Source organism: Pseudomonas sp. HMSC076A11 (assembly GCF_001810205.1).
GTDB classification, from domain to species: Bacteria; Pseudomonadota; Gammaproteobacteria; order Pseudomonadales; family Pseudomonadaceae; genus Pseudomonas; species Pseudomonas aeruginosa.
This window is the reverse complement of the sequence record NZ_KV800309.1, coordinates 193,169-215,807: the sequence shown is the minus strand read 5'-3', so window position 1 is coordinate 215,807 and position 22,639 is coordinate 193,169. Positions and strand designations below refer to the sequence as shown.

The window sequence follows — 22,639 nt, the reverse complement described above, 5'->3', positions numbered from 1 at the left end:
TGGGTGATTCCCCCGCCTGGGTCCATACTTTGCGGATATCGCAGTACGAAGGTTGGGATACCCGCGCGGCATCCCCTCTGTAGGGTGGAGGGCATCAGCCCAGCAGACGGCTGGACGCTTCCGCCGATCGAGGAACCTTATGCCTGTCGAACACCTGGACGTACTCATCGTCGGCGCCGGATTGTCCGGCGTCGGCGCCGCCTACCACCTGATGAAGCATTGCCCCGGCAAGAGCTTCGCCCTGCTCGAAGGGCGCGCGGCGATGGGCGGTACCTGGGACCTGTTCCGCTACCCCGGCATCCGTTCCGACTCGGACATGTTCACCCTCGGCTACAACTTCAAGCCATGGAGCGATCCCAAGGCCATCGCCGACGGTCCGTCGATCCGCCGCTACATCGAGGAGACCGCACGGGAGAACGGCATCGACCGGAAGATCCGCTACCGCCACCGGGTGCTCAGGGCCGACTGGGATTCCGCCAATGCGCGCTGGAACCTCGACGTGCAGCGCGGCGACGAGCCCGAGCCGCTGCGCATGACCGCGCAGTTCCTGCTGATGTGCACCGGCTACTACCGCTACGAGGCCGGCTATACCCCGGAATTCGTCGGTCGCGAGGATTTCGCCGGGCAGGTCGTCCATCCGCAGCTGTGGCCCGAGGACCTCGACTACAGCGGCAAGAAGGTGGTGGTGATCGGTAGCGGCGCGACCGCCGTAACCCTGGTGCCGTCGCTGACCGACAAGGCCGCCCACGTCACCATGCTGCAGCGCTCGCCATCCTACGTGATCACCCTGCCGCAGAAGGACGCGATCTCCAATTTCCTCCGCCGCTTCCTTCCGGAAACCTGGATCTACCGCCAGGCGCGGGCGCGCAACGTGGCCATGCAGATGGTCTTCTTCATGCTCGCCAGGACCTTCCCCGGCCTGGTCCGCAAGGCCCTGCTCAAGCTGGCCAGCCTGCAACTGGGCAAACGCTTCGACATGCGTCACTTCAGCCCGCGCTACAAGCCGTGGGACGAGCGGGTCTGCGCGGTGCCGGACGGCGACCTGTTCAAGGTGCTGCGCAAGGGCAAGGCGTCGGTGGTCACCGAGCACATCGACCGCTTCGTCGAGCGGGGCATTCGCCTGAAGACCGGCGAGGTGCTGGAGGCGGACATCATCGTCACCGCCACCGGCCTCGACCTGGTGATGTTCGGCGGCGCCGAGCTGGCGGTCGACGGCAAGCCGTTCCAGGTCAACCAGAGCATGGGCTATCGCGGCATCATGCTGCGCGACCTGCCGAACCTGGCGGCGGTGGTCGGCTATACCAACGCCAGTTGGACGCTCAAGGCGGACCTCTCCAGCGAATACTTCTGCCGCCTGATCAATCACATGGATGCCACCGGCATGCGCCAGGTGACCGCCCGCGACAGCACCGGCGACGTGCGCGAGGAGCCCTTCCTCAACCTCGACTCCGGCTACATCCAGCGCGCCGCCGAGCGCATGCCCAAGCAGGGCGACCGGATGCCCTGGAAGCTTTACCAGAACTACGTCCTCGACCTGGCGCTGCTGCGCTACGGCAAGGTCGAGGACGGCTACCTGGTGTTCTCCTCGCCGGCGCCGCAGCGGCAAGCCGGCGGCGCGGCGGTGCAGGCCCTGGGCTGAACCCGGTGGGCGTCGCTCAGGCGTTCGCCACGACCTGCCCGTAGGCCTTGCGCCAGGCGTCCAGGCCGCCGGCCAGCGCCCAGGTGCGGGTGAAGCCGGAGGCGTTGAGGCGCTGGGCGAGCATCGCGGCGGAAAGTTCGTGGGGACAGGCGCAATAGATGACGATGCTGGCGTCCCTGAGGTCGCCGGGGAGGTCCTTCAGCGACACGTTCAGCTCCACCGGGATGGCTCCCGGAATGCCGCTCGGCTCGTCTTCGTGATGGGCGCGGACATCGAGGATCACCGGCAATTGCCCCTGTTCGCGAAGGTTTTCCAGTTCCTCCACGCTGATTCGCGGAATCCGCCGGCTGCGCGACAGCAGGCGCTGGCGCTGCCAGAGCTTCCAGGCGATGAAGGCGGCGAAGGCGCCGGCGATCAGCAGCGCGCCGATGGCCGCGTAGTCGCTGAGCAGGGCCAGCAGGTGGTCTACCGCATCGCTGAAGATCACCCCCAGCAGCAGCGCGGAACCGGCCCAGAGTGCCGAGCCGGCGGCGTCGTAGGCGAGGAAGCGGCGCAGGTGGGTGCGGGTCATGCCGGCCAGGGTGGTGGACAACGCACTGGCGCCGGGCAGGAACTTCGACATCAGCAGCGCCCTCGGACCGACCCGCAGGTACATGTTCTGGCTCTGGCGGATGCAACTGTCCTGGGACAGCGAGACCTTGCAGATGCTGCGCAGGAGGAAGCCGCCGTAGCGGCGTCCGGCCAGGTACCAGGCGACGTCCGCCAGCAGGCAGGCGAGCACCACCACCAGCAGGACCACGCCCAGCGGCGCGCCGACGCCCTGCATGGCCAGCGCGCCGGCGACGATCAGCGCCGGGTAGGCGGGGATCGGCAGCCCGGCCTGCTCGCAGAGCACGTTGAGGAACAGCAGGAGCAGCCCGTGGTTCTCCAGCAGGGGTTGCAGTTCACGCATGGCGGAGCCTCTCGAATTCTTCTGGGGGTAGTGTGAGCGCGAAGCGTGAAGCTGGGAAGAACCCAGTCGGCAGGGCCGGAGGCGTTGCGGCGGATAACGCCGCTGCGTCGAGAGAGGCTGGGGCGCAACGAAAGCAGCCCCTCGCCCGTGGGGGCGAGGGGCTGTCGGGTCAGGCCACTTCCACCAGCAGCACTTCGCTGTCTTCCAGGGCGGTGACCTTCAGGGTCGGTTCGTCGCGTACCGCCAGGCCATCGCGGGCCTCGGCGCGCACGCCGTTGACCTCGATGCTGCCGGTGGCCGGCACCAGGTAGGCGCGGCGACCGTTTTCCAGGGCGTACTCGGCGCTCTGGCCGGCCTTCAGGGTCACCGCGGCGACCTCGGCGTCGGCGCGGATGTGCAGCGCTTCGCTGTCCTGCTCGTCGCCGCTGGCGAGAGTGACGAAACGACCGTCGCGCTCGGCCTTCGGGAACGGTTTGGAGCCCCAGCGCGGTTGGTCGCCGCGGCGGTCCGGGATGATCCAGATCTGGAAGATCCGGGTGGTCTCGGCTTCCAGGTTGTACTCCGAATGGACGATGCCGGTACCGGCGCTCATCACCTGCACGTCACCGGCCTCGGTGCGGCCCTTGTTGCCCAGGCTGTCCTGGTGGGTGATCGCGCCTTCGCGGACATAGGTAATGATCTCCATGTCGCGGTGCGGGTGCGGCGGGAAGCCGCTGCCGGCGGCGATCTCGTCATCGTTCCAGACCCGCAGGCGGCCCCAGTCCTCGCGCTCCGGATCATAGTAGTCGGCGAAGGAAAAATGATGACGCGCGTTCAGCCAGCCGTGGTTGGCATGGCCCAGACGGTCGAAGGGACGACGTTCGATCATGATCGGATCTCCATTGGGCCCGTCGCCGCTCGTTTGCGCGAGGGGGGCGGGCGGTTGATGGGGTCATCATCCGTCAGATCATTGCGATAAAAAAGCGCGTATTTTCGGCTTTATCTATCTAATTATTAGATTCGATAAGGGCGCGAAGGAAGCGCGGGTCCGCCAGTGCGGCGAGGTGCCCGCCCGGGTATTCCCGCACTCGCGCGTCCAGGCGGTGGGCGAAGGTACGTTGCAGCGGCGGCGGGCTGAGCCGGTCGGCGGCCGCCACCACGTAGGTGACCGGGCAGGCTGGACGAACCTGCCGCGGCGAGTCGATCAGCAATTGCGCGGGTTCGCTGGCGCTGGTCGGCACCTCGGCGCCGAGCAGTTCGAGGAAGCCGGCGCGGTCTTCCAGGCGGACCCGCCCTCCGAGCGGGTCGAGGCGGCATAGCCCGAGGAGATTGTCCTGGCCGCTGTCCTGGTAGCTTTCCAGCGCGCCGCCGCCCTCGCTGACCAGCGCGCTGAACAGGTACAGGTGCGCGGCGCGCTCGCCCAGGCGGGCCGCCAGGCATTGCGCCAGGTAGCCGCCGAAGCTGTGGCCGCAGAGTATCACCCGCTCCTCGCCGGCCAGCGTGGCGGCGGCCTGGTCCAGCCAATGCGCCAGGTCGCATCCGGGCGCGTCGCGCAGATGGTCGCAGCTTCGCCAGCCGGCGCCTTCCACGGACCAGGCGGAGCGGCGCAGGAAAAATCCCGAGACCAGCAGCGCGCCGCTCATCCGCCGGCCCGCTCGGCCTGGCGCAGGCCGACCGCGCCGACCTGCAGCAGCATGATCACCCCGCACAGCGCGGCCAGGCCGAGGTACAGCGCCTGGCTGCCGGCATGGTCGAGCATGATCCCGCCGTACAGCGGTGCCAGCGCGGTGCCGAGGCTGTAGAGATTGGCCGCGCCGAAATAGCTGCCGCGCAAGTCGTCGGGGGTCAGTTGGTCGACCTCCACGCTGAAGGTCGGGAACACGATCAGTTCGCCGAGGCTGAGTACCACCGTGGCCAGCGCCAGGCCGGCGAACAGGGTCACCGGGGTCCAGGCGAAGCCTAGCTGGGCCAGGAGCATGAGCAGCATGCCGAGCATCAGGCGGCCGCCGGTGCCGGTGTTTTCCAGCAGGCGGAGGAGGGGAAACTGGGCGACCACTATGGTCAGCGCGTTGATGGTCACCAGCAGGGCGATGCTGTTGACCACGTCGGGCAGACCGCTGCGGGTGAGGTACTGCACGAGGGTCGAATCGAAGGTGGCGTAGATCAGCGCGGCCAGCATGTTGCACAGCAACAGCAGGGTGAAGGCGCGATGCCGGGCCATGCTCAGGCAGGCTTCGAGGAACCCCGTCGAGGATCGCGGGGCAAGGCTGCGCCGCTTAAGTTCGAGGTGGTGCAGCAGGCGCCAAAGCAGCAGGCCGTAGCAGAAGTAGACCAGCGCGGTGACCAGGAAGGTGCCGGCCTGGGCGGCTACGCCGAGAGTCAGGCCGATCAGCGGGCCGAGGGCGGCGCCGAGGTTGATCAGGAAGTACCGGCAGTAGAGCGCCAGTTCCCGCGAGCGGCGATCCTCGACGCGGTCGCCGATCAGCGCCTTGCAACTGGATTCGAGCAGGGCGCAGCCGATGCTCACCCCGGAGATCGCCAGTCCGTAGGACAGCGGCTGGCCGCTGAAGCCCAGCAGCACGAAGGAAAGCCCGCTGAGGCTGGTGCCGAAGAAGATCAGGCGCTTGCGCCCGAAACGGTCCGACAGCCAGCCGGTGTAGATGCCGCTGAGCGCGCCGCAGACGGTCGCCAGCGCCAGCAGCAGGCCGATGGCGCTGGCGGACAGCCGGAACTCGCGCCACAGCAGCAATGCCAGGAACGGCCAGACCATGAAGTAGGCGCCGCGGGTCAGCAGCGTACCGACGAGCATCACGTGGATTTCCGTCGGCAGGGCGCGGAAGCGTTGCACGCTGAAGGTGTTGTCGCTCACGGGCGGGGCTCCTGGGCGAGGGGACGGATGCCGCCGCGCAGGCTGCCGGCGGCTACCTGGTGGAACAGCGGCAGGAAGCTTTCCGGCAGTTCGCGGGTGAACTCGCTGCTCAGCCAGCAGCGCAGCAGGCAGCGGCGCTGCCCCTCGTCGTCGCTGAACTCGGTGCGCGCGTGCAGGGTGGTGTGGTTGTTCACCAGCACCAGCATGCCCTTGCTGAAGTCCAGTTCGGCATAGCCGTCGGCGCGTTCGATCGCCTCGTCCAGCGCGTCGAGCATGCTTCGCACCTGCGGGGCGAGGCTTAGCCCGTGGCGCGTCACCGATTCGTTGAACTTGCGGATATAGCGCAAGACGAAGGTCCGCGGGGTTTCCGTGAGCAGCGGCACCAGCGCGTAGTCGGCGTCGCCTTCGTCGCGCAGGTCGTGGGGGATCGGCTGGCCGAGCAGGGGCAGCCAGGCCGGATTGGCGGCTTCCAGGGTGGCGAGGACGTCGGCCGAGGAACGGATGCGGAAGGCGCCGCCCCGGCGTGCCGGCGACCAGCAGGCGAGCACCGTGAGGTCGGCGCGATCGGAGTGGAAGGCCAGTTCCTGGCTGGTCAGGTGGCCGCGCTGCGGCGCGTCGCGGGCGTCGCGCAGGCCGAGGTCGCGCACTTCCTTGAGGTACTCGCCGTTGCGGTTGATCGCCACGGTGCGTCCCAGCCATTGGCAGAATGCGCGGAACACCCGCTGGAATTCGTCCTCGGCGAGTCCGCGCAGCAGCGCGGAATCGTGCAGCAGCACGCCGCTGCCGTGCTCCAGTTCGTGATGCAGGCGCTGGCGCAGGAGAGCCTCCGCGCTATCCGCGGGACGCCGCTCCAGCAGGCGCGCGAACAGCGTTTCCAGGCCGGCGGCGAAAGCGGCCGAAGCGCAGAACACCGCGTTGCCCCGCCAGGGCGCGGGGCGACGATGGATGGTTGTCATAGCGAGGCTCCGTATTCCTGCTGCCAGAGCGACAGGGTGGTGAGGGTGAACAACTGGTCGCCGGGCAGCGCCGCGACGCTCGGTGCATCCAGGCCTTCCAGGCCGAGGTCGTGGAGCGCCGGCAGGCGTTCGGCGAGGTGCCGGCGCATTTCCCCGAGGGCCTGCGGCCACCGTTCGAACGGCAGGCGGAAATGCCGTTTCGGCTGCGCCTGCCAGCGTTTCTCGCGCTGCTCCAGGAGCGCCACCAGCGGTGCCTTGGCGGTGTCGCCGACGATCCGCTGGAGGCGCCCGGCGCGCTGCGCCAGGGCGCCATGCAGGTAGGGGGTGCGCGCTTCGATGGTGCGCGACATCAGCAGATGGTCGGCGCGGCGCAGCAGCGGCTCCAGCGAGTAGTGCAGGTCGAACTGGCCGATCGCCGCCTCGAGGCCCTGGCCGAGGGCCTCGTGGGCGAGTTCCTCGATCCGCTCGGCGACCCGTCGGCCCGCCGGTTCCGCCAGCAGCGCGGCCTTGCACCGGTACTCGCCGAACCAGGCGGCGGCGAAGCGCCGCGGTTCCGGCGCGTCGCGCCGGCGCCAGAGTTCGAGATGGCGCGGGTAGCCCCAGAACAGTTCGTCGGCGCCTTCGCCGAGAAGCACGCAGTGATAGCCCTGCTCGCCGATACCGTCGGCCAGGCGCTGGTACATCAGCAGGCTGGACATCCGTGTCGCCCCGCCGAAGTTGCCGACCGCGCGACGCAGCAGCGGCATGAAGGCTTCCTGGCGCAGCTCGAAGCGTTGCAGCCGAGGGTGTGGCAGCAGGCTTTCCTCGTCGCCTTCCAGGCACAGGTGAAAGCGTTGCAACTGCGGGTCCAGGTAGCTGCCGAGCAGGTTGGAATCGACCCCGCCGCTGACCAGCAGGGCGCAGGGGCGGAAGGTCTGGCGGCAGCGTTCGAGGGTTTCGCCGAGCTGCTCGTCGAGGCTGTCCACCTCGCTGGCCGGGGCGGTGGCCAGCCGCTGGCGCTGGCAGAGGCGCGGACGCTCCTGGGAGAGATCGAAGCGCAACACCTCGCCGGGCAGCAGCAGACGGACCTGCTGGAACAGCGTCTGGCCTTCCAGCGGCACGCCGGCGGCGACCACCTGGGCGATCGCCTCGGCGTCGGCGCGGGCGCCGCCGAGCAGGTGCAGCAGCGCCCGCGGCTCGGAGGCGAAGGCCAGCAGGCCGCGCTCGGGCTGGTAGCTGTAGTACAGCGGCTTGATGCCGAACTCGTCGCGCAGCAGGGTCAATTGCCGGGTCTGCGGGTCCCAGCTGGCGAGGGCGTACATGCCGTCCGGCAGTACCCCGCGCTGCAAGCCGTCGAGCAGCAGGCGGATCTCGCCATGGATTTCGCAGCCGGCCTGGTAGACCTCGCCGTTGTAGGCGACCCGCCGCTGGCCCTCCTGCGGCGGCAGCGGTACCGCCGCGGCGCCGGACATCGGCAGGCGGGTCATGCCGATGGCGCCGTTCGGCAGGGCCGCGATGCCCTCGCCGAACGGGCCGCGATGGGCCAGCAGGCGTAGCGCTCCGGCGAAGCGCGAGACACTGAAACCGGTGCCGACGTAACCGAGGATGCCGCACATCACGAGGCTTCCCGTTGCAGCAGGGCGGCGAGCGCACGGCGGTCGTGCTTGCCGGCGCCGTTCAGCGGCAGGGCCTGGTGCGACAGCACCACGCGCTGTGGCGCGCGGAGGGTGCCGAGCTGCTGCTGGAGCCAGGGCAGGAAGGCGAACTCGACCTGCGGCGCGGTGTGGATCACGGCGACATAGTCTTCGCCATAGAGCGGGCAGTCGACCTTCAGGCAGCAGACGTCGATCACCTCGTCCAGGCCGTTGAGCGCCCGTTCGCATTCATTCAGGTGGAACAGGTTGCCGCCCTTGTTGATGGTGCCGTCGCAACGGCCGAGGACGTGCACGCAGCGGTCCTCGTCGAAGTAGGCGAGGTCCTGGGTGTTCAGCCAGCCGTCCTCGAGCACCTGGGCGGTCAGGTCGGGGCGGTTGACGTAGCCGGAGAACAGGCTCGGCGTGCGCACCCACAGGCGCCCGCGTTCGCCGCTGCCCTCCAGCGGGCGGCCGTCGGGGTCGGTCAGCTTGAGTTCCAGGCCGACGGCAGGTCCCACCGAGTTGTCGAACGCATCGCCGCGACGCTTGCCGAAGAGGAAGGCGAAGCCGCACTCGCTGAGGCCGTAGATGTTCGCCAGCGCCGCGTAGTCGCGCTGGAAGGCCGCCTGCAGGTCGGCGTCCAGGCGCGCCGAGCCGGCGACGCAGAGCAGGCGCTGCAACGGCAAGCGGCGCGGCGGCGGGGAGCCTTCCTTGACCATGTGGTTGACCACCGGCGGCACCAGGTAGAGGAAACTGATGCCGAAGCGTTCCACGCATTCCCAGAAGCCTTCGCTGTCGGCCCAGCAGTGCAGCGGCAGGAGCACCGCGCTGCCGCCGTACAGCAGCGGGAAGAGGAAATTGATGCCGAGGATGCCCAGGCCGCTGATCCGGTAGAAGCAACCGGAGCGCGTGTGCTCGCCGATGCCCAGGCAGTCGCGGCCGATGCGGTAGGCATGGAGCATGGCCTGCTGGCTGAGTTCGATGCCTTTCGGCTGGCCGGTGGTGCCCGAGGTGAACAGGATCATGTGGCTGTGCGCGGCGCGGTCGAGCCGGCGCGTCGCGCGGCGCTCGAAGTCCAGCGCCAGGCGCAGCCCGGCCAGCGCGCCCTCGAGCGGATGTTCGCTGGCCAGCGCTTCCAGGCGCATCTCGTCGACGATGGCCTGCTTCGCGGCCTCCCCCCACTCGGGATCGATCAGCACCAGATGCTTGCCCGCGCGCATGACCGCATAGATCAGGCAGAGGTTGCGGTAGCTGTTGTCCAGCAGCACGCCGACACTGCGGTAGGCATGCGCGGCGATCTGCTCGGCGAGGGCATCGACCTGGCGGTCGGCGTCGCCCCAGGTGTATTCCAGCGGTCGCTCCGGCTCGCGGGCGTCGATCAGGAACGGCCGCCGCGGGTCGGCGCTGCCGAGATGGCGGAGGGTGCTGTCGAGCGATACGGGTACGGGGAGGCTGCTCATGCCGGCTCCTCAGCGATTCAGCGCGGTGAAGGCGTGGATGTCGAAGTTCACCGCCACCTGCGGCGCGCTCTCGATCTCGCGCACCGCGGCGATGAAGCGGTCGGCGTAGTCTTCGCCGCCTTCCTGCTCGATGTAGCGGGTCACGTAGCTGGTGGAGAGGAAGAACAGCGCGACCTCCTCCGGGCTGAGGAAGATGATGTTGGCGAACACTTCGCGGCGGCAGTCGCGCAGGTGCGGGCAACTGCCCATGATCTCCAGGGTGTCGTCATAGCGGGTCAGGCGCGGGTCGCGGTGTTTGGCCCACTTGTTCACCAGTTCGTGCTCGATGAAGTCGCGCAGCGGCCCGTAGGCGATCGGGAAGTCGTACTTGTAGGCGCAGAACAGCCCGCCGGGGGTCAGCCAGTCGGCCATGCGCGTCAGCACCTGCTTGCGGTCCATCCAGTAGAAGGAGGTGGCGCTGGTGACCAGGTCGAAGCGGCGTTGCGGCGCGAAGGTTTCCGCCGGCGACACGCTGAAGCGGATCTCCGGGTAGTTCTCGCGGGCCTTGGCGATCAGCGCCTCGCCCAGGTCGCTGCCTTCCACGTAGCGGAACCAGGGTTGCAGGCGGACGGTCGAGACGCCGTTGCCGCAGCCGATGTCCAGCGCCGCTTCGCGTGCCGGGGCGCGTTCGGCGAGGTTGCGGTAGAGCGAATCCGGATAGGCGATCTTGCCGCGGACCACGTTGTAGGCGTCTGCGTGCTTGTCGAACTGCTTCATTGGGTAATCTCCAGTAGGCTCTCGTGGTAATCGCCCTTGTGGACGAAATTGATGTAGGTGCCGCTGCCGCCGAGGTAGCGGTAGCTGTGCTCGACGCCGGCGGGGATGAACACGCTGGCCGGGCTCTGCAAACGGCGCAGTTGGCCGCCGAGTAGGACTTCCACCTCCAGGCCGCGGTAGTCCTCGTCGCTGCCGAGGAACAGGAACACCGAGTCGCAGTTGTGCACGTGGCTGTCGACGTGGCCCGGCCCGCCGTCGCCGACGTCGTGGAACTGGCGGGCGATGAAGTAGAACGGCGAGCCGTCGAGCAGGCGCCGGTCGAGCATGACGAAGCGCTTGCCGGGGCCGTGGCGGTGGTACTTCAGTTCGCTGGCGGATTTCTCGAAAGGCGTGAGGAACAGGGATTGGCGGTGCATCGGCGTGTAGCGTTGCAGCGAGACGCGGCCGTTGATCAGTTCCGGATCGAAGGCGCTGTAGGCGTCCTGGTTTTCCTGCATGGCCAACTGGTGCAGGCGGGCGACATGGACGAAGGCGTTCTCGCCGACCACCGGGTGCATCGGTGAACGCTTGATCCGGCTGTGCGCCTCGACCAGCTCGGAGACCGCGAGGACGTTCTTAAGGTTGAAGCGGTCGGCGGCGAACTTGGTGTGCAGCAGGGTCAGCAACTGGAAGGTGTCGGTGATCCCGGCGCGTTCGCCGATCCCGTTGCAGCTCGCCGAGTGCCACTGGACCCCGGCCTGGATCGCCGCCAGGGTATTGCCCAGGGCCAGGCCGCGGTCGTTGTGCACGTGGTACTCGAAGACCACGTCGGGGAACTCGTGGCGCAGCAGCGAGAGCACGTCGAAGGTCTCGTCCGGCAGCAGGATGCCGACGCTGTCGGCGAAGCAGATGCGATCGGCGCCGGCGTCGCGCGCGGTGGCGATCATGCTGACCAGGTCGCTGACCGAGGTGCGCGCGGCGTCTTCCACCGTGGCCCGGACCCGCAGGCCGCGTTCGCGGGCGTAGCGGATCGCGTCGTGGAACAGTTCGAGCACCTCCTCGCGGCTCATGCCCTTGAACTTGGTTTCCAGCGAGATCGCGTTGATCGAGGCGAACAGCCCGACCCACTGCGCACCGGTTTCCAGCACCGCGTCGATATCCTCCCGGCGCGCCCGGGCGTGGGCCAGCACCGGCGTGGAAACCGCCGCCACCACGGCGCGTACCCGCTCGCGTTCGTCCGCGGAAATCCGCGGGTGGCCGCACTCGATCATATCCACCCCCAGCGCCGCGATTTCCCTCGCCAGCTGGACCGACTGCGCGCTGTCGAAGCTGCACTGGCGGGCCTGGCACCCCTCGCGCAGGGTGCAGTCGATGACCCGGATCATCGTCTCGCTCCCGCGTCCGAGGCCGACAGCGTCGCCAGCCGCGGCTCCCTGATGAAGTCGTGGATCTTCGGCGCATGGCCGAACTGGCGGGAGAAACGGGCGAGGAAGGAGACCATCTTCAGCGAGTAGTCGCACAGCTGCGGAAGATAGTGGTCGAGGTTGTCCTCGGTGATTGCCTCGTCCGGGAACACGCTTTTCAGGTTGGAAGCGATCCAGGTTTTCATGCTGTCCTCTCGATTCAGTTGGTGGAATTCGTCGTCGTCGACGAAGACGATCGGCATGCCGATGCGCAGCTGGCCGCTGCGGTTGTTGTGGCTGCCATGTGCGGTGCGGGCGGGCCAGACCAGGACGTCGCCGGCGTCCAGCTCGGCATCCACCAGTTGCTCGCGGGAAATGCCGTTGGCCTGGAGGTCGATGCACTTGAACATCGGGTAGGCGAGGTCGAACTCGTGGGGGAAGATCGTGCGGTCGTCGGGGTAATAGAACATCCCACCGTTGTCGTTCCGCGACGGGGTCAGGGCGACCCAGAAGGTCTGCGCGCTTTCGTAGCGCTTCTCCCATAGCGCGATGTCCTGGTGCAGCGGGATGTAGGACTCGTCGGCGTGGCGCTTGATGAACGCCGCGTGGCGCAGCAGGCGCGGCTTGCGCAGATGGTCGCGGACCAGCGCGTCGAGCCCGGAGCGGGCGAACCAGTCGTCCCAGAAGAGCGGGTCGTGGCGGTGCAGGTTGCGCACCTTCTTCGCCTCGCGGCGCTCGTCGTCGGCGATGTCGAATTCCGGTTCCAGCGCCGGGTCCGGCCGCTGCGCCGCGGCGAGGATCCAGTCCAGCGCCTGTTGGCGCAATTGCGGGGATACCACCTGCCGATAGTGTTTCATTGGACGGACTCCTTGCTGACGGTGTGGACGATGAAATCGATCACCGCCGGGTCCTGCAGGGCCAGGTGGTGCGGACGCTCGCAGGGGAAGGTGTCGAGCCGCTCGATCAGGTCGCACCAGCGTTCGGCGGCCGGGTCGCGGCCGGCGTCGTCCCGGCAGCGCACCCAGCTGGCGCGGGCGAGGCGATGGCGGGGCTGCCAGCGGCCGAACAGCTCGACATTGCGCAGCAGGACCTCTTCGCGCAGTTCGCCAAGCTCGCTCATCAGGGCGATCCATTCGCGCATCTCGGCGCTCAGCCAGCGCTGGTATTGCTCGCTCGGCGGCATTCGCCGCAGGGCCGGCCAGGGCAGGTGGCTGTCGATCATCAGCAGGCGGCTGGCCGGCAACTGGCGGGCCATCTCGTAGCCGACCAGGCCGCCGAAGGAGTAGCCGATCAGCCAGTCCGGTTCTTCCGCCAGGCCGTCGAGTACCTGGCTGGCGAGGGCTTCGATGCTGGCGTAGGCATCCAGCCGGTGGTAGTCGACCGGCCGGCAGTCCGTTGCGCCGAGGCGTGCCAGCAGCCCGCGGAAGCAGCTCGGGTGGCCGATGAAGTCAGGCAGCAGGATCAGCATGGGCGTAGCGCCTCGGCCATGGCCGCCGCCAGCGCCAGGGTCCGTTCGCGGCCGAAGCGGCTGGCCAGGCTGGCGTCCCAGCCGCCGTCGTCGCGCCGGACCAGGGTCAGGGTCAGCGGCAGGCGGCTCTTCAGTGTCGGCCGGTGGATGAACCCGGCGCTGCGGAATGGCTGGTCGATGACATTGATCATCACCTGGGCGTCGGCATAGCGCAGCCCGGCCCGTTCGGCGATGGCCTCCGCCGGCAGCAGGCTGTGCTCGAAGGCCTCGAGCCTGTGTCGTTCGAAGGTGTCCTCGGCGGTCGCGGCGTCCAGCAACAGCGGCACCAGGTTCAGCCAGCAACCGGAAACCGCCGTGCCTCGGCGACTGCGCAGGCTGACCGGGGTCAGCGCCAGGACCTTGCCGGTGGCGCCCTGGCTGGCCAGGGCGAGAGCCAGGGCGCAGGCGAGCCGGGTCAGCAGGGCGGCTTCGCCGCCTCCTGGCGTGGCGGCCAAGCGGAAATCTTCGCAATGGCTGGCGCGCTCCGCCCAGGGCAGGCTCGCCAGTTCGCGGAACGCCTCGCCGCGCTCGCTCCAGTAGTCTTCCAGCCTGGTCCTGCGCTCGCGCAGCTGGCGCTCCAGGCGCCATTGCTGCTGGAGGAAGCCGAACTCGGGGGCCGCCGCTTCGGTCGTGGGGTCGGCGTTGAGCACGGCCAGGCGGGCCAGCAGCACGCTGGCGAAGTCGGCGTCGGCGACCAGGTGATGCAGCCAGACGCCCCAGCGCGCACGTCCTCCGCAGCGCCCGTGGAACAGTCGCAGCAGGCCGCGCTCGAACAGGGAATGCGGGCGTTGCAGCAGCGCTGCGATGAGCGCGTTTTCGTCGGCGAAGGGGCCGACTTCCAGCGCCGGGCTCTCCTCGGACTGCCCGTGGACGACCAGTTCGAAACCTTCCGCGCCGCTGTCCACCTGGCTGTCGAGCAACGGGAACTCTTCGCGCAGGCGCCGTCCCAGGCGCGTCAGGTCGGATGCCGGCACCTCGGCCGGAGCCAGGTAGCAGAGGCCGAAGCGGGTCAGGTCGGCGCCGAGCAGCTCGCTGAAGACCATCCCGCAGGACCAGGGCGACAGGTCGACGCGCAAGGACTGCGCGGCCTCATCCGGCATCGGTTGGTGCCGCAGGCGGTCGCGCTCGGAGGGGGACAGACGGTGCCAATCGCCGACCACCACCAGGTGCTCGCGGAACCAGTGGTAGCGCACCTCCGCGGAGAGACCGACGTTCATGCCGCGCTCCTCGACAGCACCAGCGGCTGCTCCGGCGTCGCCGCCCGTTCCAGCAGACGCTCCGGCGCCAGGCCGTGGCTGCGCAGGAGACGGCTGAACTGGTCGAGGCGCGAGTTTGCCTGCAAGTCGGCGAGTCCCAGGTTTGCTCCCGCACCCGCCGATTGACAGAGGGCGACCAGTTGCAGGGCGAGCAACGAGTTGCCGCCGCAGAGGAAGAAATCCTGGTCGGCGGCGCCGACCTCGCAACCCAGCAATTCGCTCCACAGCTGCGCGCAGCCGCGTTGGTCGGGATCGAGCGCGCTGGCGCAGCGCTCCAGCGGTTCTTCCAGGCGGCGCAGCAGGGCGGCGCGGTCCAGCTTGCCGTGCGCCGTCAAGGGCAAGGCCTCGACCCGGACGCAGGCATGCGGGCGCTGCCAGGTGGGCAGTTGGCGGAGCAGGGCCTGCGGGCTGGCGTCGGCTTTTCCCGTCCAGGCGCAGAGCAGTTGCTTGACGCCGTTGCGCTCGCGGACCAGCAGGGCGCAGTCGAGGATGCCCGGCTGGCGGCGGAAGCGCTGTTCCAGGGCGGGGAGGTCGAGGCGATAGCCGTTCAGCTTGACCTGGCCATCGCCGCGGCCGATGAAGCGCAGCCGGCCCTGCTCGTCGTAGCGAGCGCGGTCGCCGGTACGGTAGGCACGCAGGAGGCGGCCGCGATAGGGCAACTCGACGAAGCTGGCGCGGGTGCGCGCCGCATCGTTCCGATAACCCTGCGCCAGGCCGGCGCCGAAGGCGACGATCTCCCCGGCCCGGTCGGGCTCGGCGATCTCCTGTCCGTGCTCGTCGAGCAGGAGCACCGCGGTGCCGGCGATGGCCTTGCCGATGGGGATGTCGTCTTCCTCGAGGTCGTCGTCGGTGACGACATGGCAGCAGGTGAAGGTGGTGTTCTCCGTCGGTCCGTAGCCATTCACCAGGTGCAGTCGCGGATGCCGCAGCAGCGCCCGGCGCACGTGCGGCACCGAGAGGATGTCGCCGCCGGTGAGCAACTGGCGAAGGCCGCCGAGACAGTCCGGGTCGAGGTCCACCAGGGTGTTGAACAGCGAGGCGGTGAGCCAGGCGCTGTCGGCTCCGCGCTCGTCGATCAGCCGGCGCAGCACGCCCGGGTCGAGGGGGCCGAGGTCGTTCAGCACGCAGCAGCCGCCGTTGAGCAGCGCGCCCCAGATCTCCAGGGTCGCCGCATCGAAGGACAGCGGCGAGTTGACCAGGAAGCGCGTCTGCGGAGCGAACGCGAGGAACGACTGGCCCAGGCACAGACGGGTAATGCCGGCGTGGGTGCAGGCGATGGCTTTCGGGCGGCCGGTGGTGCCCGAGGAGAAGTTGATGTAGGCGATCTGGTCCGCCGCGAAGCATGGCCGGGCGACCGAGGCTGGAGCGGCAGGCAGGTGCCTGACCGGGACGCAGGGAAGACCGTTGGCGGGCGTCGGCGTGGTCGAGCAGTCGAGGATCAGGCGGCAGTCGACCTGCCGGCACAACTCTGCATTCCAGGCCGCCGGTTGTTTCAGGTCTATATATAAGTAGTGATGGCCGGATAATAGTATGGCGAGCAGGCAGACAATGCTTTCCCGAGAATATTCGCCGTACACTCCAAGACAAACTCCCGGCTGAGGATAATGCTCGAGAAGATAGTCTGAAAGTTGTTCGGCGCTATGCAGGAGTTGCCGATAGTCGACACTTCCGAAACGGTCCCTGATGGCTTCGCGATGGGGATGAAGCGCTGCCATTTCGCTGAAGCGGGCCACCACCGTTGGGTGCGCGTACAGGTCGAGCAGGGAGTTCTGGGACATTCTGGCGATCGCCTTTTTTCGAAAAAATGAGTCCATCTGCCGGCTTCTTCGGCTAAATGAAGGGTTTTTGGTTTTTCGTGAGGACGGCGGCCGAGTCTTCCCGGGAACTGCCAGTCGTCCGCCGCCCACCGGCTCGCTCACGCGAGCGGCAAGCGTCGAGGCGCCTTGCCCGGAAAAAACGTTATGGAAATACGGAGTGCCGTCGACTCAAGGGCAGTCAACTGCTGCCATGCAGACTTATCGTCAGGAAAGAGAGAAAAGCGATGAGAATGGATTCACGGTCACGCATTGCACTTCCACCTTGCGTTGGGTTTCCGAAGTGTTTCGCTGTGTGTGTTTTTATATGTTTCGTGGGTATTTAAAATAAGATACAAATTTCCCCTCACAACTATGAGAATTGGTAGTTGGCGAAAGGGCGCCATGAGGGGCGTCGAAGCGCGCCGGCTGATGGCTTTTTGCCGAGGCAGGCGGCCGCGGCTACGCCTGCCGGGGGTAGCACGGACAAGTGGTGTCGGGGGGCCTGGCCGCTGCGGCGAGGCGCGGAGGTCCGGCTGGCGCGGCGATCATCACAGAAGATTCTGCGGCGTCATTCATCGTTTGAATGGTTGCTGCCGCAAGCGCGCCCGGCGCCGTCGATGCTGGTCGGCGGTGTCGGGCGCTCGCTGGCGTTGCGTTGGCCAGCCGTCCCGGCCGGGTGCGTCGGCACCGGCCGGAGGTTTTCAGGAGGCGGGCAGCGGCGCACCCTTGGGCCATAGCAGCCAGAGCCGGCCCGGCTGCTTCATGTGTCCGGCGAGTTCGCCGGCGGCGTCGCCGGTGCCCCAGAACAGATCGGCGCGGACCTCGCCGACGATGGCCCCGCCGGTATCCTGGGCCGCCACCGGACGGACCACCGCGCTGCCGTCGTCAGGGCGGGTGGTGGACAGCCACATCAGGCTGCCCAGCGGAATCACCTTGCGGTCGATGGCCACGCTGTAGCCGTCGGTCAGCGGTACGTTCAGCGAGCCGCGCGGACCTTCGTCGCTGTCCGGGCGCAGGCTGAAGAACACGAAGCTGGGATTGCTCGCCAGCAGTTCGGAGACCCGCTGCGGATTGGCCTCGGCCCAGTCGCGGATGCGCTTCATGCTGATCTCTTCCTTCGGCACCAGGCCCTGCTCGACCAGCCAGCGGCCGACCGGCTTGTACGGGTGGCCATTCTGGTCGCCGTAGCCGATCCGCAGTTGCCGGCCGTCTTCCAGCTGGATGCGCCCGGAACCCTGGATCTGCAGGAACTGCAGGTCCATCGGGTCGCCCAGCCAGGCGAGCACCGGCGCGCTGGAGCCGTTGTCGCGGATCGTCGCGGCGTCGTCGTAGGGTTTCAGCACCCGGCCTTCCAGGCGTCCGCGCAGGCGCTTGCCCTTGAGTTCCGGGTAGACGCTTTCCAGCGCGACCACCACCAGGTCGTCCGGTACGCCGTAGACCGGCACCGGGGTTTTTTCGCCCTGGCTCAGGCTGCCGTGGTAGACCGGTTCGTAGTAGCCGGTGATCAGGCCCTGGTCGCCGTTGCTGGAGGAACGCAGGCTATAGACCTGCATCCGCTCCTGGAGGAACGCGCGCACCGCCGTCGGATCGGCGGCGACCGTCGTGGCGCTCGCACAGGGCTCGCCCCATACCGGGTCCTTGGACAGCCGCGCGCAGGCCGAGCGCCAGGCATTGAAGCCGGCGAGCAGGTCGGCGTCGCTGGTGGCCGGCAGGGCGTCCCAGGGCACGCTGTTGTAGGTGGTGACTTCGGCGGGTTTGGGCGGGGGCTCTTTCTTGCCGTCGTCGCATGCCGTCAGCAGGGCGGCGAAAGGGAGCGCGCAGAGCAGCAGGCGGCGCCAGGGATGGAACGGAAACTTCACGCCAAGGACTTCCTGGTGGTGGATCGAAGCCCGCTAGCTTGGGCAAAGCGCGACGGTGCGTCAAACCGCGGCGACGACCGAAGCGTATCGCCGCGTTACACCGAGGCGGCGATGAGTTCGCGCAGCCAGCGATGGGCCGGATCGCGGTGCGAGCGCTCGTGCCAGAGCATGGCCAGGTCGTAGCCGGGCACCTCCAGGGGCACCTCGACCACCCGCAACCTGTCGCGCTCGCGTACCAGTCGCGACGGCAGCAGCGCCACCAGGTCGGTGCTTTCCAGCACCGCGCGGAGGAACAGGAAGTGCGGCACCGACAACGCCACCCGGCGTTCCGCGCCGAGTTCGGCGAGCGCCTGGTCGGTGGGACCTAGGAAGCCGCCGCCGTCGGGCGAGACGATCGCCTGCTCGAGGCGGCAGAACTGCTTCAGCGTCGGTCGCCGACGCAGCCCCGGATGCCCGGCGCGCCCGGCCAGCACATAGCGCTCGCTGAACAGCCGGCGACAGCGCAGTCCCGGCGGCGCTTCTTCGAGGGTGTGGAAGGCCAGGTCGATCTCGCCGCGTTCCGCCTGCCTGACGATTCGCGTCGGCGCCAGCTCCAGCACCGCCAGGCGGCTGCCCGGCGCCTGGCGGCGAAGACTGGCGAGGATCGGCAGGAGGATCGCCGACTCGGCGTAGTCGGTGGCGGCGACGCGCCAGGTATGCCGTGACTGCGTCGGATCGAACGGCGCGGCCGGCGCCACCGCCTGCTCCAGGGCTTCCAGGGCCAGGCGTAACGGCTCGCGCAGCTCCTCCGCCCGCGCCGTCGGGCGCATCCCGCGCGGGCCGGGAAGCAGCAAGGGATCGTCGAAGATCGCCCGCAGCTTGGCCAGGTGCACGCTCACCGAGGGTTGGGAAAAATTCAGGCGTTCCGCCGCGCGCGTCACATTGTGTTCGGTGAGCAGCACGTCGAGGGTCACCAGCAGGTTCAGGTCCAGTCGCCGGAGATTAATCATCCATATACCTGGAATTTCGGATATTCATTTCAACTATATCCGGCGATGGCCGATCCTGCGCCCACCTTTTGCCGGAGACCCGCCATGAACGTACTCATCGTCTATGCCCATCCCGAGCCGCGCTCCCTCAACGGTGCGCTCAAGGACTTCGCGGTCGCCCGCCTCGAGGCGGCCGGCCATGCGGTGCAGGTTTCGGACCTCTACGCGATGGGCTGGAAGGCCGTGCTCGATGCCGGCGACAGCCTCGAGCGCGAGGCCAGCGAACGCTTCGATCCTTCCGCAACTTCCCTGCGCGCCTTCGAGAACGGTTGGCAGAGCGTCGACATCGCCGGTGAGCAGGACAAGCTGCGCTGGGCCGATACGCTGATCCTGCAATTCCCGCTCTGGTGGTTCAGCATGCCGGCGATCCTCAAGGGTTGGATCGATCGCGTCTATGCCTGCGGCTTCGCCTACGGGGTCGGCGAACATTCCGACAGCCACTGGGGCGACCGCTACGGCGAGGGCCGGATGCAGGGCAAGCGGGCGATGCTGGTAGTCACCGCCGGCGGCTGGGAGTCGCACTACGCCGCGCGCGGTATCAACGGACCGATGGACGACCTGCTGTTCCCCATCCACCACGGCATCCTGCATTACCCCGGCTTCGAGGTATTGCCGCCGTTCGTCGTCTATCGCAGCGGCCGGATCGACGCGGAGCGTTTCGCCGCGCTGAGCGAGCAGTTGGGCCGGCGCCTCGATGACCTGCAGCGCGCTGCGCCGATCCCGTTCCGCCGGCAGAACGGCGGCGACTACCTGATCCCGGCGCTGACCCTGCGCGACGAACTTGCCCCGCAGCGGGCCGGTTTCGCCATGCACCTGGCCGAATGACCTGGGGTCAGGCCTCCAGCGGCTGCGCCTGGGCGGCCCCCTGCGCGCCGCGTGCGGCGAAGAGCTGGCTGCCGATGTGCAGGGCCTGGTCCAGATGCCGGATCGGATCGGCGCTCTCCGACTCCAGCAACAGTTCGGAACGGACCACCCGTGCGCCGCAGTAATCGAAGATGCCATGGTCGATCTGGGTGCGCATCGCCCCGGCGTAGCCGTGCCGCTCGAAGGTGCCGGCATCGGCGCCGCCGACACCGACCAGCACCACGCGCAGGCGCTGCAGCTTTTTCCGCAGGTCGCCGCCGATGCTGTAGTCGAAGGCCCAGCCATTGGAGAACACGCGATCGATCCAGCCCTTGAGTAGGGCCGGCATCGACCACCAGTAGATCGGGTAGACCAGCACCAGGGTATCGGCGCGATCGATGCGCGCCTGCTCGGCGAGGACGTCGGCGGGAGGCGACGCCTGGCCGCGATGCACGGCGTGGTCGGCCAGGCCGAAGCGCGGCTCGAAGCCTTCCGCCGCCAGGTCGGCGGTTTCCGCGGAATGACCGGCGCGGACCACGCCTTCGGCGATGCGCGCGGCGAGGGCATGTGTGAGAGAGCGAGGATGGTGATGGGCGACCACGATCAGGGCATGCATGGGCGAATTCCTCCGGGAATTGCGGGAAGGGGGGCAAGTCGATAGTCTGGGTAAAACCTACTTTCCGTAGGTTACCTTTAGTAAGTTACTTTTAGTAGGTTATCTATGTCAACGCACTCCCCAGACGACCCGTCGCCACGCCGCCGCCTGTCCCGCGACGAGCGCCAGCGCCAGTTGCTCGAGGTGGCCTGGCGGCTGGTCCGCGAAGAAGGTACCGAGGCGCTGACCCTCGGACGCCTGGCCGAGCAGGCCGGGGTGACCAAGCCGGTGGTCTATGACCACTTCGGCACCCGCGCCGGCCTGCTGGCGGCGCTCTACCAGGATTACGACCTGCGCCAGACGGCGCTGATGGAGGCTGCCCTGGAAGCGAGCGAGGCGACCCTGGAGGGGCGCGCCGACGTCATCGCCCGCGCCTATGTCGACTGCGTGATGCAACAAGGCCGGGAGATTCCCGGGGTGGTCGCGGCCCTCGCCAGCTCGCCGGAGCTGGAGCGGATCAAGCGCGACTACGAGGTTCTCTTCATGGACAAGTGCCGCGCCGTGCTGGAGCCCTTCGCCGGCGGCGGACGGCTGACCGTCGCCGCTCTGCGCGCAATGATCGGCGCCGCCGAAGCGCTGTCGCACGCGGCCGCCACCGAAGAGATCGCCCCGGAAGAGGCGCGGCGGGAACTGTACGAGGCGATCGTGGCGATGGTCGCGCGGAGTCGTCGGTGAAGGAACCGCGTGCCCTGGAGGAATATCGCCGGGCGATAGTGGCGGCCTGTCCGGAGCTGGCGGACGCCACTTTCGCCATCCTGGCCTCGGGCTGGCATTCCACGGCGGTGGAGGTCGGAGGGCGCTGGGTGTTCAAGTTTCCGCGCGGCGCGGAGGCCGAGGCGGCGCTGCTGCGCGAGGCCGCCGTGCTACGCCTGGTGCGTCCGGCGGTGAGCCTGCCGGTGCCGGCGCCGCAGGTGTTTGCGGGACCGCCGCTGTTTTCCCGCCACGAGAAACTGCCTGGCGGTTACCTCCTGGGCGAGGACTACCGGCGCCTGGACGAACCCGCACGGCAGGCGGTCGGCGATGCGTTGGGGCGCTTCTACGCCGAGCTGCATCGACTGCCACCGGCGCGCATGCGGGCGGTTGGAGCCTTGCCGGTGCGTCCCTGGGAGTCGCCCGCGGCGATGCGCAGGCGCGCCTTGCCGCTGCTGCCTGCGGCCTGGCGCGAACGCGCGGAACGCTTGGTGCGGGAATATGCCAAGCTGCCTGCCGATCCGCTGGGTTCGATCTTCGGCTTCTTCGACGGCCATGGCTGGAACATGGCATTCGATAGCGAGGCCGGGCGGCTGAACGGTGTGTACGACTTCGCCGACGCGGGCATCGGTCCGCTGCACCAGGAATTCATCTATTCCGCGTTCATCGATGCCGACCTCACCGAGCGCATCGTCGCCGCCTACGAGCGCTTCAGCGGTCGGCGCCTGGAGCGTCGGCGGATCGCCTTGCTGACGGCGGCGCATCGGTTGTCGGAGCTGGCCGAGCTGGCCGACGAGCCGCGCCATCTGCCGGACATGCTCGCCGGCGCCCTCGACGGCCTGGCCCTGGTGGAGGCGCAGGGCCTGGCCTGATGAGGGGACGCGCGGTCGTGCTGGGCAGGACGGATATGACCGCGTGCGGACATCCGCCGCGAAGTACCGCTACCGCTCAGAGATAGGCTTGCGCGCGGCGCCGCGAGCGCGGCATGCGGTTCTTCCCGGACAATTCGTTGAGACGCGCCTGCCAGGCCTTGCGGGCGGCATCGCGGTCCTGGCGCTGCGCGGCGGCGAGCCTGGCCTCGGCTTTCGGCCGCGGCGCGGCCTTGTCGATCACTGGCGCAGCGGCGGTGGGGGTGACAGGGGCACTGGCCGGAGCGGCGTTTTCCTGGGCCTGGGCGAAGGCGTTGGTGCGCCGGCAGGTCTTGCAACTGACCTGGCCGACGTCGCTCGAGCCGTTCACGTTGCTGTCGCCGCGCCCGCAGGCTGCCTGGCCGGATTCGCTCAAGAAGTGCGTAACCATCTGATCCTCCTGGAGAAAAAAGGGCGGCATTATTCCCAGAAGTGTCTTCGAGTGCCAGCCTCGGGGGAGAACAGCTGACGAACTGCAAGACCTTTCCGTC

The 22,639-nt window shown here is 68.4% G+C and carries 21 protein-coding genes; 4 read left to right on the top strand and 17 right to left on the bottom strand.

Annotated features, from left to right (window positions below):
- Positions 1–139: 139 nt before the first annotated feature.
- Positions 140–1,639 (top strand): flavin-containing monooxygenase, encoded by a 1,500-nt coding sequence (locus HMPREF2716_RS16030; RefSeq protein WP_003082495.1) that lies wholly within the window; start codon positions 140–142, stop codon positions 1,637–1,639.
- Positions 1,640–1,655: 16 nt separating this feature from the next.
- Here the strand turns inward: HMPREF2716_RS16030 and HMPREF2716_RS16025 are convergent, their stop codons facing one another.
- From HMPREF2716_RS16025 to HMPREF2716_RS15955, 15 genes are all read right to left on the bottom strand, one after another.
- Positions 1,656–2,591: a DedA family protein/thiosulfate sulfurtransferase GlpE gene (locus HMPREF2716_RS16025; RefSeq protein ID WP_003112452.1), complete on the bottom strand. Its 936-nt coding sequence runs from the start codon at positions 2,589–2,591 to the stop codon at positions 1,656–1,658.
- A gap of 169 nt (positions 2,592–2,760) precedes the next feature.
- Positions 2,761–3,459, bottom strand: a complete 699-nt coding sequence (locus HMPREF2716_RS16020; protein WP_003086661.1) for a pirin family protein — start codon at positions 3,457–3,459, stop codon at positions 2,761–2,763.
- A 118-nt stretch (positions 3,460–3,577) separates the two neighbouring features.
- Positions 3,578–4,213 carry an alpha/beta fold hydrolase gene (locus tag HMPREF2716_RS16015; protein WP_003082501.1) on the bottom strand — a complete coding sequence of 212 codons (636 nt, stop codon included), beginning with the start codon at positions 4,211–4,213 and terminating at the stop codon, positions 3,578–3,580.
- On the bottom strand, positions 4,210–5,439 hold the full coding sequence (locus HMPREF2716_RS16010) for an MDR family MFS transporter (protein ID WP_003082502.1): 1,230 nt from the start codon (positions 5,437–5,439) through the stop codon (positions 4,210–4,212). Before HMPREF2716_RS16010 ends, HMPREF2716_RS16015 begins: the two co-directional genes overlap by 4 nt.
- Complete coding sequence (locus HMPREF2716_RS16005; protein ID WP_024928804.1) at positions 5,436–6,395, bottom strand: clavaminate synthase family protein; 960 nt, start codon at positions 6,393–6,395, stop codon at positions 5,436–5,438. The genes HMPREF2716_RS16010 and HMPREF2716_RS16005 overlap by 4 nt, the downstream gene beginning before the upstream one ends.
- Positions 6,392–7,990, bottom strand: a complete 1,599-nt coding sequence (locus HMPREF2716_RS16000; protein WP_070621957.1) for an asparagine synthetase B family protein — start codon at positions 7,988–7,990, stop codon at positions 6,392–6,394. The genes HMPREF2716_RS16005 and HMPREF2716_RS16000 overlap by 4 nt, the downstream gene beginning before the upstream one ends.
- The gene (locus tag HMPREF2716_RS15995) at positions 7,990–9,468 is read right to left on the bottom strand and encodes an ANL family adenylate-forming protein (protein ID WP_023518494.1); all 1,479 of its coding nucleotides are present in this window, start codon (positions 9,466–9,468) and stop codon (positions 7,990–7,992) included. The genes HMPREF2716_RS16000 and HMPREF2716_RS15995 overlap by 1 nt, the downstream gene beginning before the upstream one ends.
- A gap of 9 nt (positions 9,469–9,477) precedes the next feature.
- Complete coding sequence (locus HMPREF2716_RS15990) at positions 9,478–10,224, bottom strand: class I SAM-dependent methyltransferase (protein ID WP_003112447.1); 747 nt, start codon at positions 10,222–10,224, stop codon at positions 9,478–9,480.
- Entirely contained in the window at positions 10,221–11,588 is a 1,368-nt protein-coding gene (locus HMPREF2716_RS15985; protein WP_003082506.1) for a 2-isopropylmalate synthase, read from the bottom strand. The genes HMPREF2716_RS15990 and HMPREF2716_RS15985 overlap by 4 nt, the downstream gene beginning before the upstream one ends.
- Entirely contained in the window at positions 11,585–12,463 is an 879-nt protein-coding gene (locus HMPREF2716_RS15980) for a phytanoyl-CoA dioxygenase family protein (RefSeq protein WP_023518495.1), read from the bottom strand. Before HMPREF2716_RS15980 ends, HMPREF2716_RS15985 begins: the two co-directional genes overlap by 4 nt.
- Positions 12,460–13,074 (bottom strand): alpha/beta fold hydrolase, encoded by a 615-nt coding sequence (locus HMPREF2716_RS15975; protein WP_003086680.1) that lies wholly within the window; start codon positions 13,072–13,074, stop codon positions 12,460–12,462. The genes HMPREF2716_RS15980 and HMPREF2716_RS15975 overlap by 4 nt, the downstream gene beginning before the upstream one ends.
- Entirely contained in the window at positions 13,068–14,330 is a 1,263-nt protein-coding gene (locus HMPREF2716_RS15970) for a hypothetical protein (protein ID WP_023518496.1), read from the bottom strand. The genes HMPREF2716_RS15975 and HMPREF2716_RS15970 overlap by 7 nt, the downstream gene beginning before the upstream one ends.
- Entirely contained in the window at positions 14,327–16,084 is a 1,758-nt protein-coding gene (locus tag HMPREF2716_RS15965) for a non-ribosomal peptide synthetase (protein WP_229749261.1), read from the bottom strand. The genes HMPREF2716_RS15970 and HMPREF2716_RS15965 overlap by 4 nt, the downstream gene beginning before the upstream one ends.
- A 782-nt stretch (positions 16,085–16,866) precedes the next feature.
- On the bottom strand, positions 16,867–18,024 hold the full coding sequence (locus tag HMPREF2716_RS15960; RefSeq protein ID WP_016561665.1) for a murein transglycosylase A: 1,158 nt from the start codon (positions 18,022–18,024) through the stop codon (positions 16,867–16,869).
- Between the two features lie 95 nt (positions 18,025–18,119).
- Complete coding sequence (locus tag HMPREF2716_RS15955; RefSeq protein ID WP_023518498.1) at positions 18,120–19,013, bottom strand: LysR family transcriptional regulator; 894 nt, start codon at positions 19,011–19,013, stop codon at positions 18,120–18,122.
- 84 nt (positions 19,014–19,097) lie between these two features.
- Between HMPREF2716_RS15955 and HMPREF2716_RS15950 the strand changes: the two genes are divergently transcribed.
- Positions 19,098–19,877: an NAD(P)H-dependent oxidoreductase gene (locus HMPREF2716_RS15950; protein ID WP_003112444.1), complete on the top strand. Its 780-nt coding sequence runs from the start codon at positions 19,098–19,100 to the stop codon at positions 19,875–19,877.
- A gap of 7 nt (positions 19,878–19,884) precedes the next feature.
- Here the strand turns inward: HMPREF2716_RS15950 and HMPREF2716_RS15945 are convergent, their stop codons facing one another.
- The gene (locus HMPREF2716_RS15945) at positions 19,885–20,511 is read right to left on the bottom strand and encodes an NAD(P)H-dependent oxidoreductase (RefSeq protein ID WP_003082512.1); all 627 of its coding nucleotides are present in this window, start codon (positions 20,509–20,511) and stop codon (positions 19,885–19,887) included.
- A gap of 105 nt (positions 20,512–20,616) precedes the next feature.
- Between HMPREF2716_RS15945 and HMPREF2716_RS15940 the strand changes: the two genes are divergently transcribed.
- The gene (locus tag HMPREF2716_RS15940; RefSeq protein WP_003123120.1) at positions 20,617–21,225 is read left to right on the top strand and encodes a TetR/AcrR family transcriptional regulator; all 609 of its coding nucleotides are present in this window, start codon (positions 20,617–20,619) and stop codon (positions 21,223–21,225) included.
- 38 nt (positions 21,226–21,263) lie between these two features.
- A complete protein-coding gene (locus tag HMPREF2716_RS15935; RefSeq protein ID WP_073647858.1) occupies positions 21,264–22,112 on the top strand; it encodes an aminoglycoside phosphotransferase family protein in 849 nt (282 codons plus the stop codon).
- A gap of 76 nt (positions 22,113–22,188) precedes the next feature.
- On the opposite strand, the gene HMPREF2716_RS15930 is transcribed toward HMPREF2716_RS15935, so the two are convergent.
- The gene (locus HMPREF2716_RS15930; RefSeq protein ID WP_003082515.1) at positions 22,189–22,539 is read right to left on the bottom strand and encodes a hypothetical protein; all 351 of its coding nucleotides are present in this window, start codon (positions 22,537–22,539) and stop codon (positions 22,189–22,191) included.
- Between the last annotated feature and the right edge of the window lie 100 nt (positions 22,540–22,639).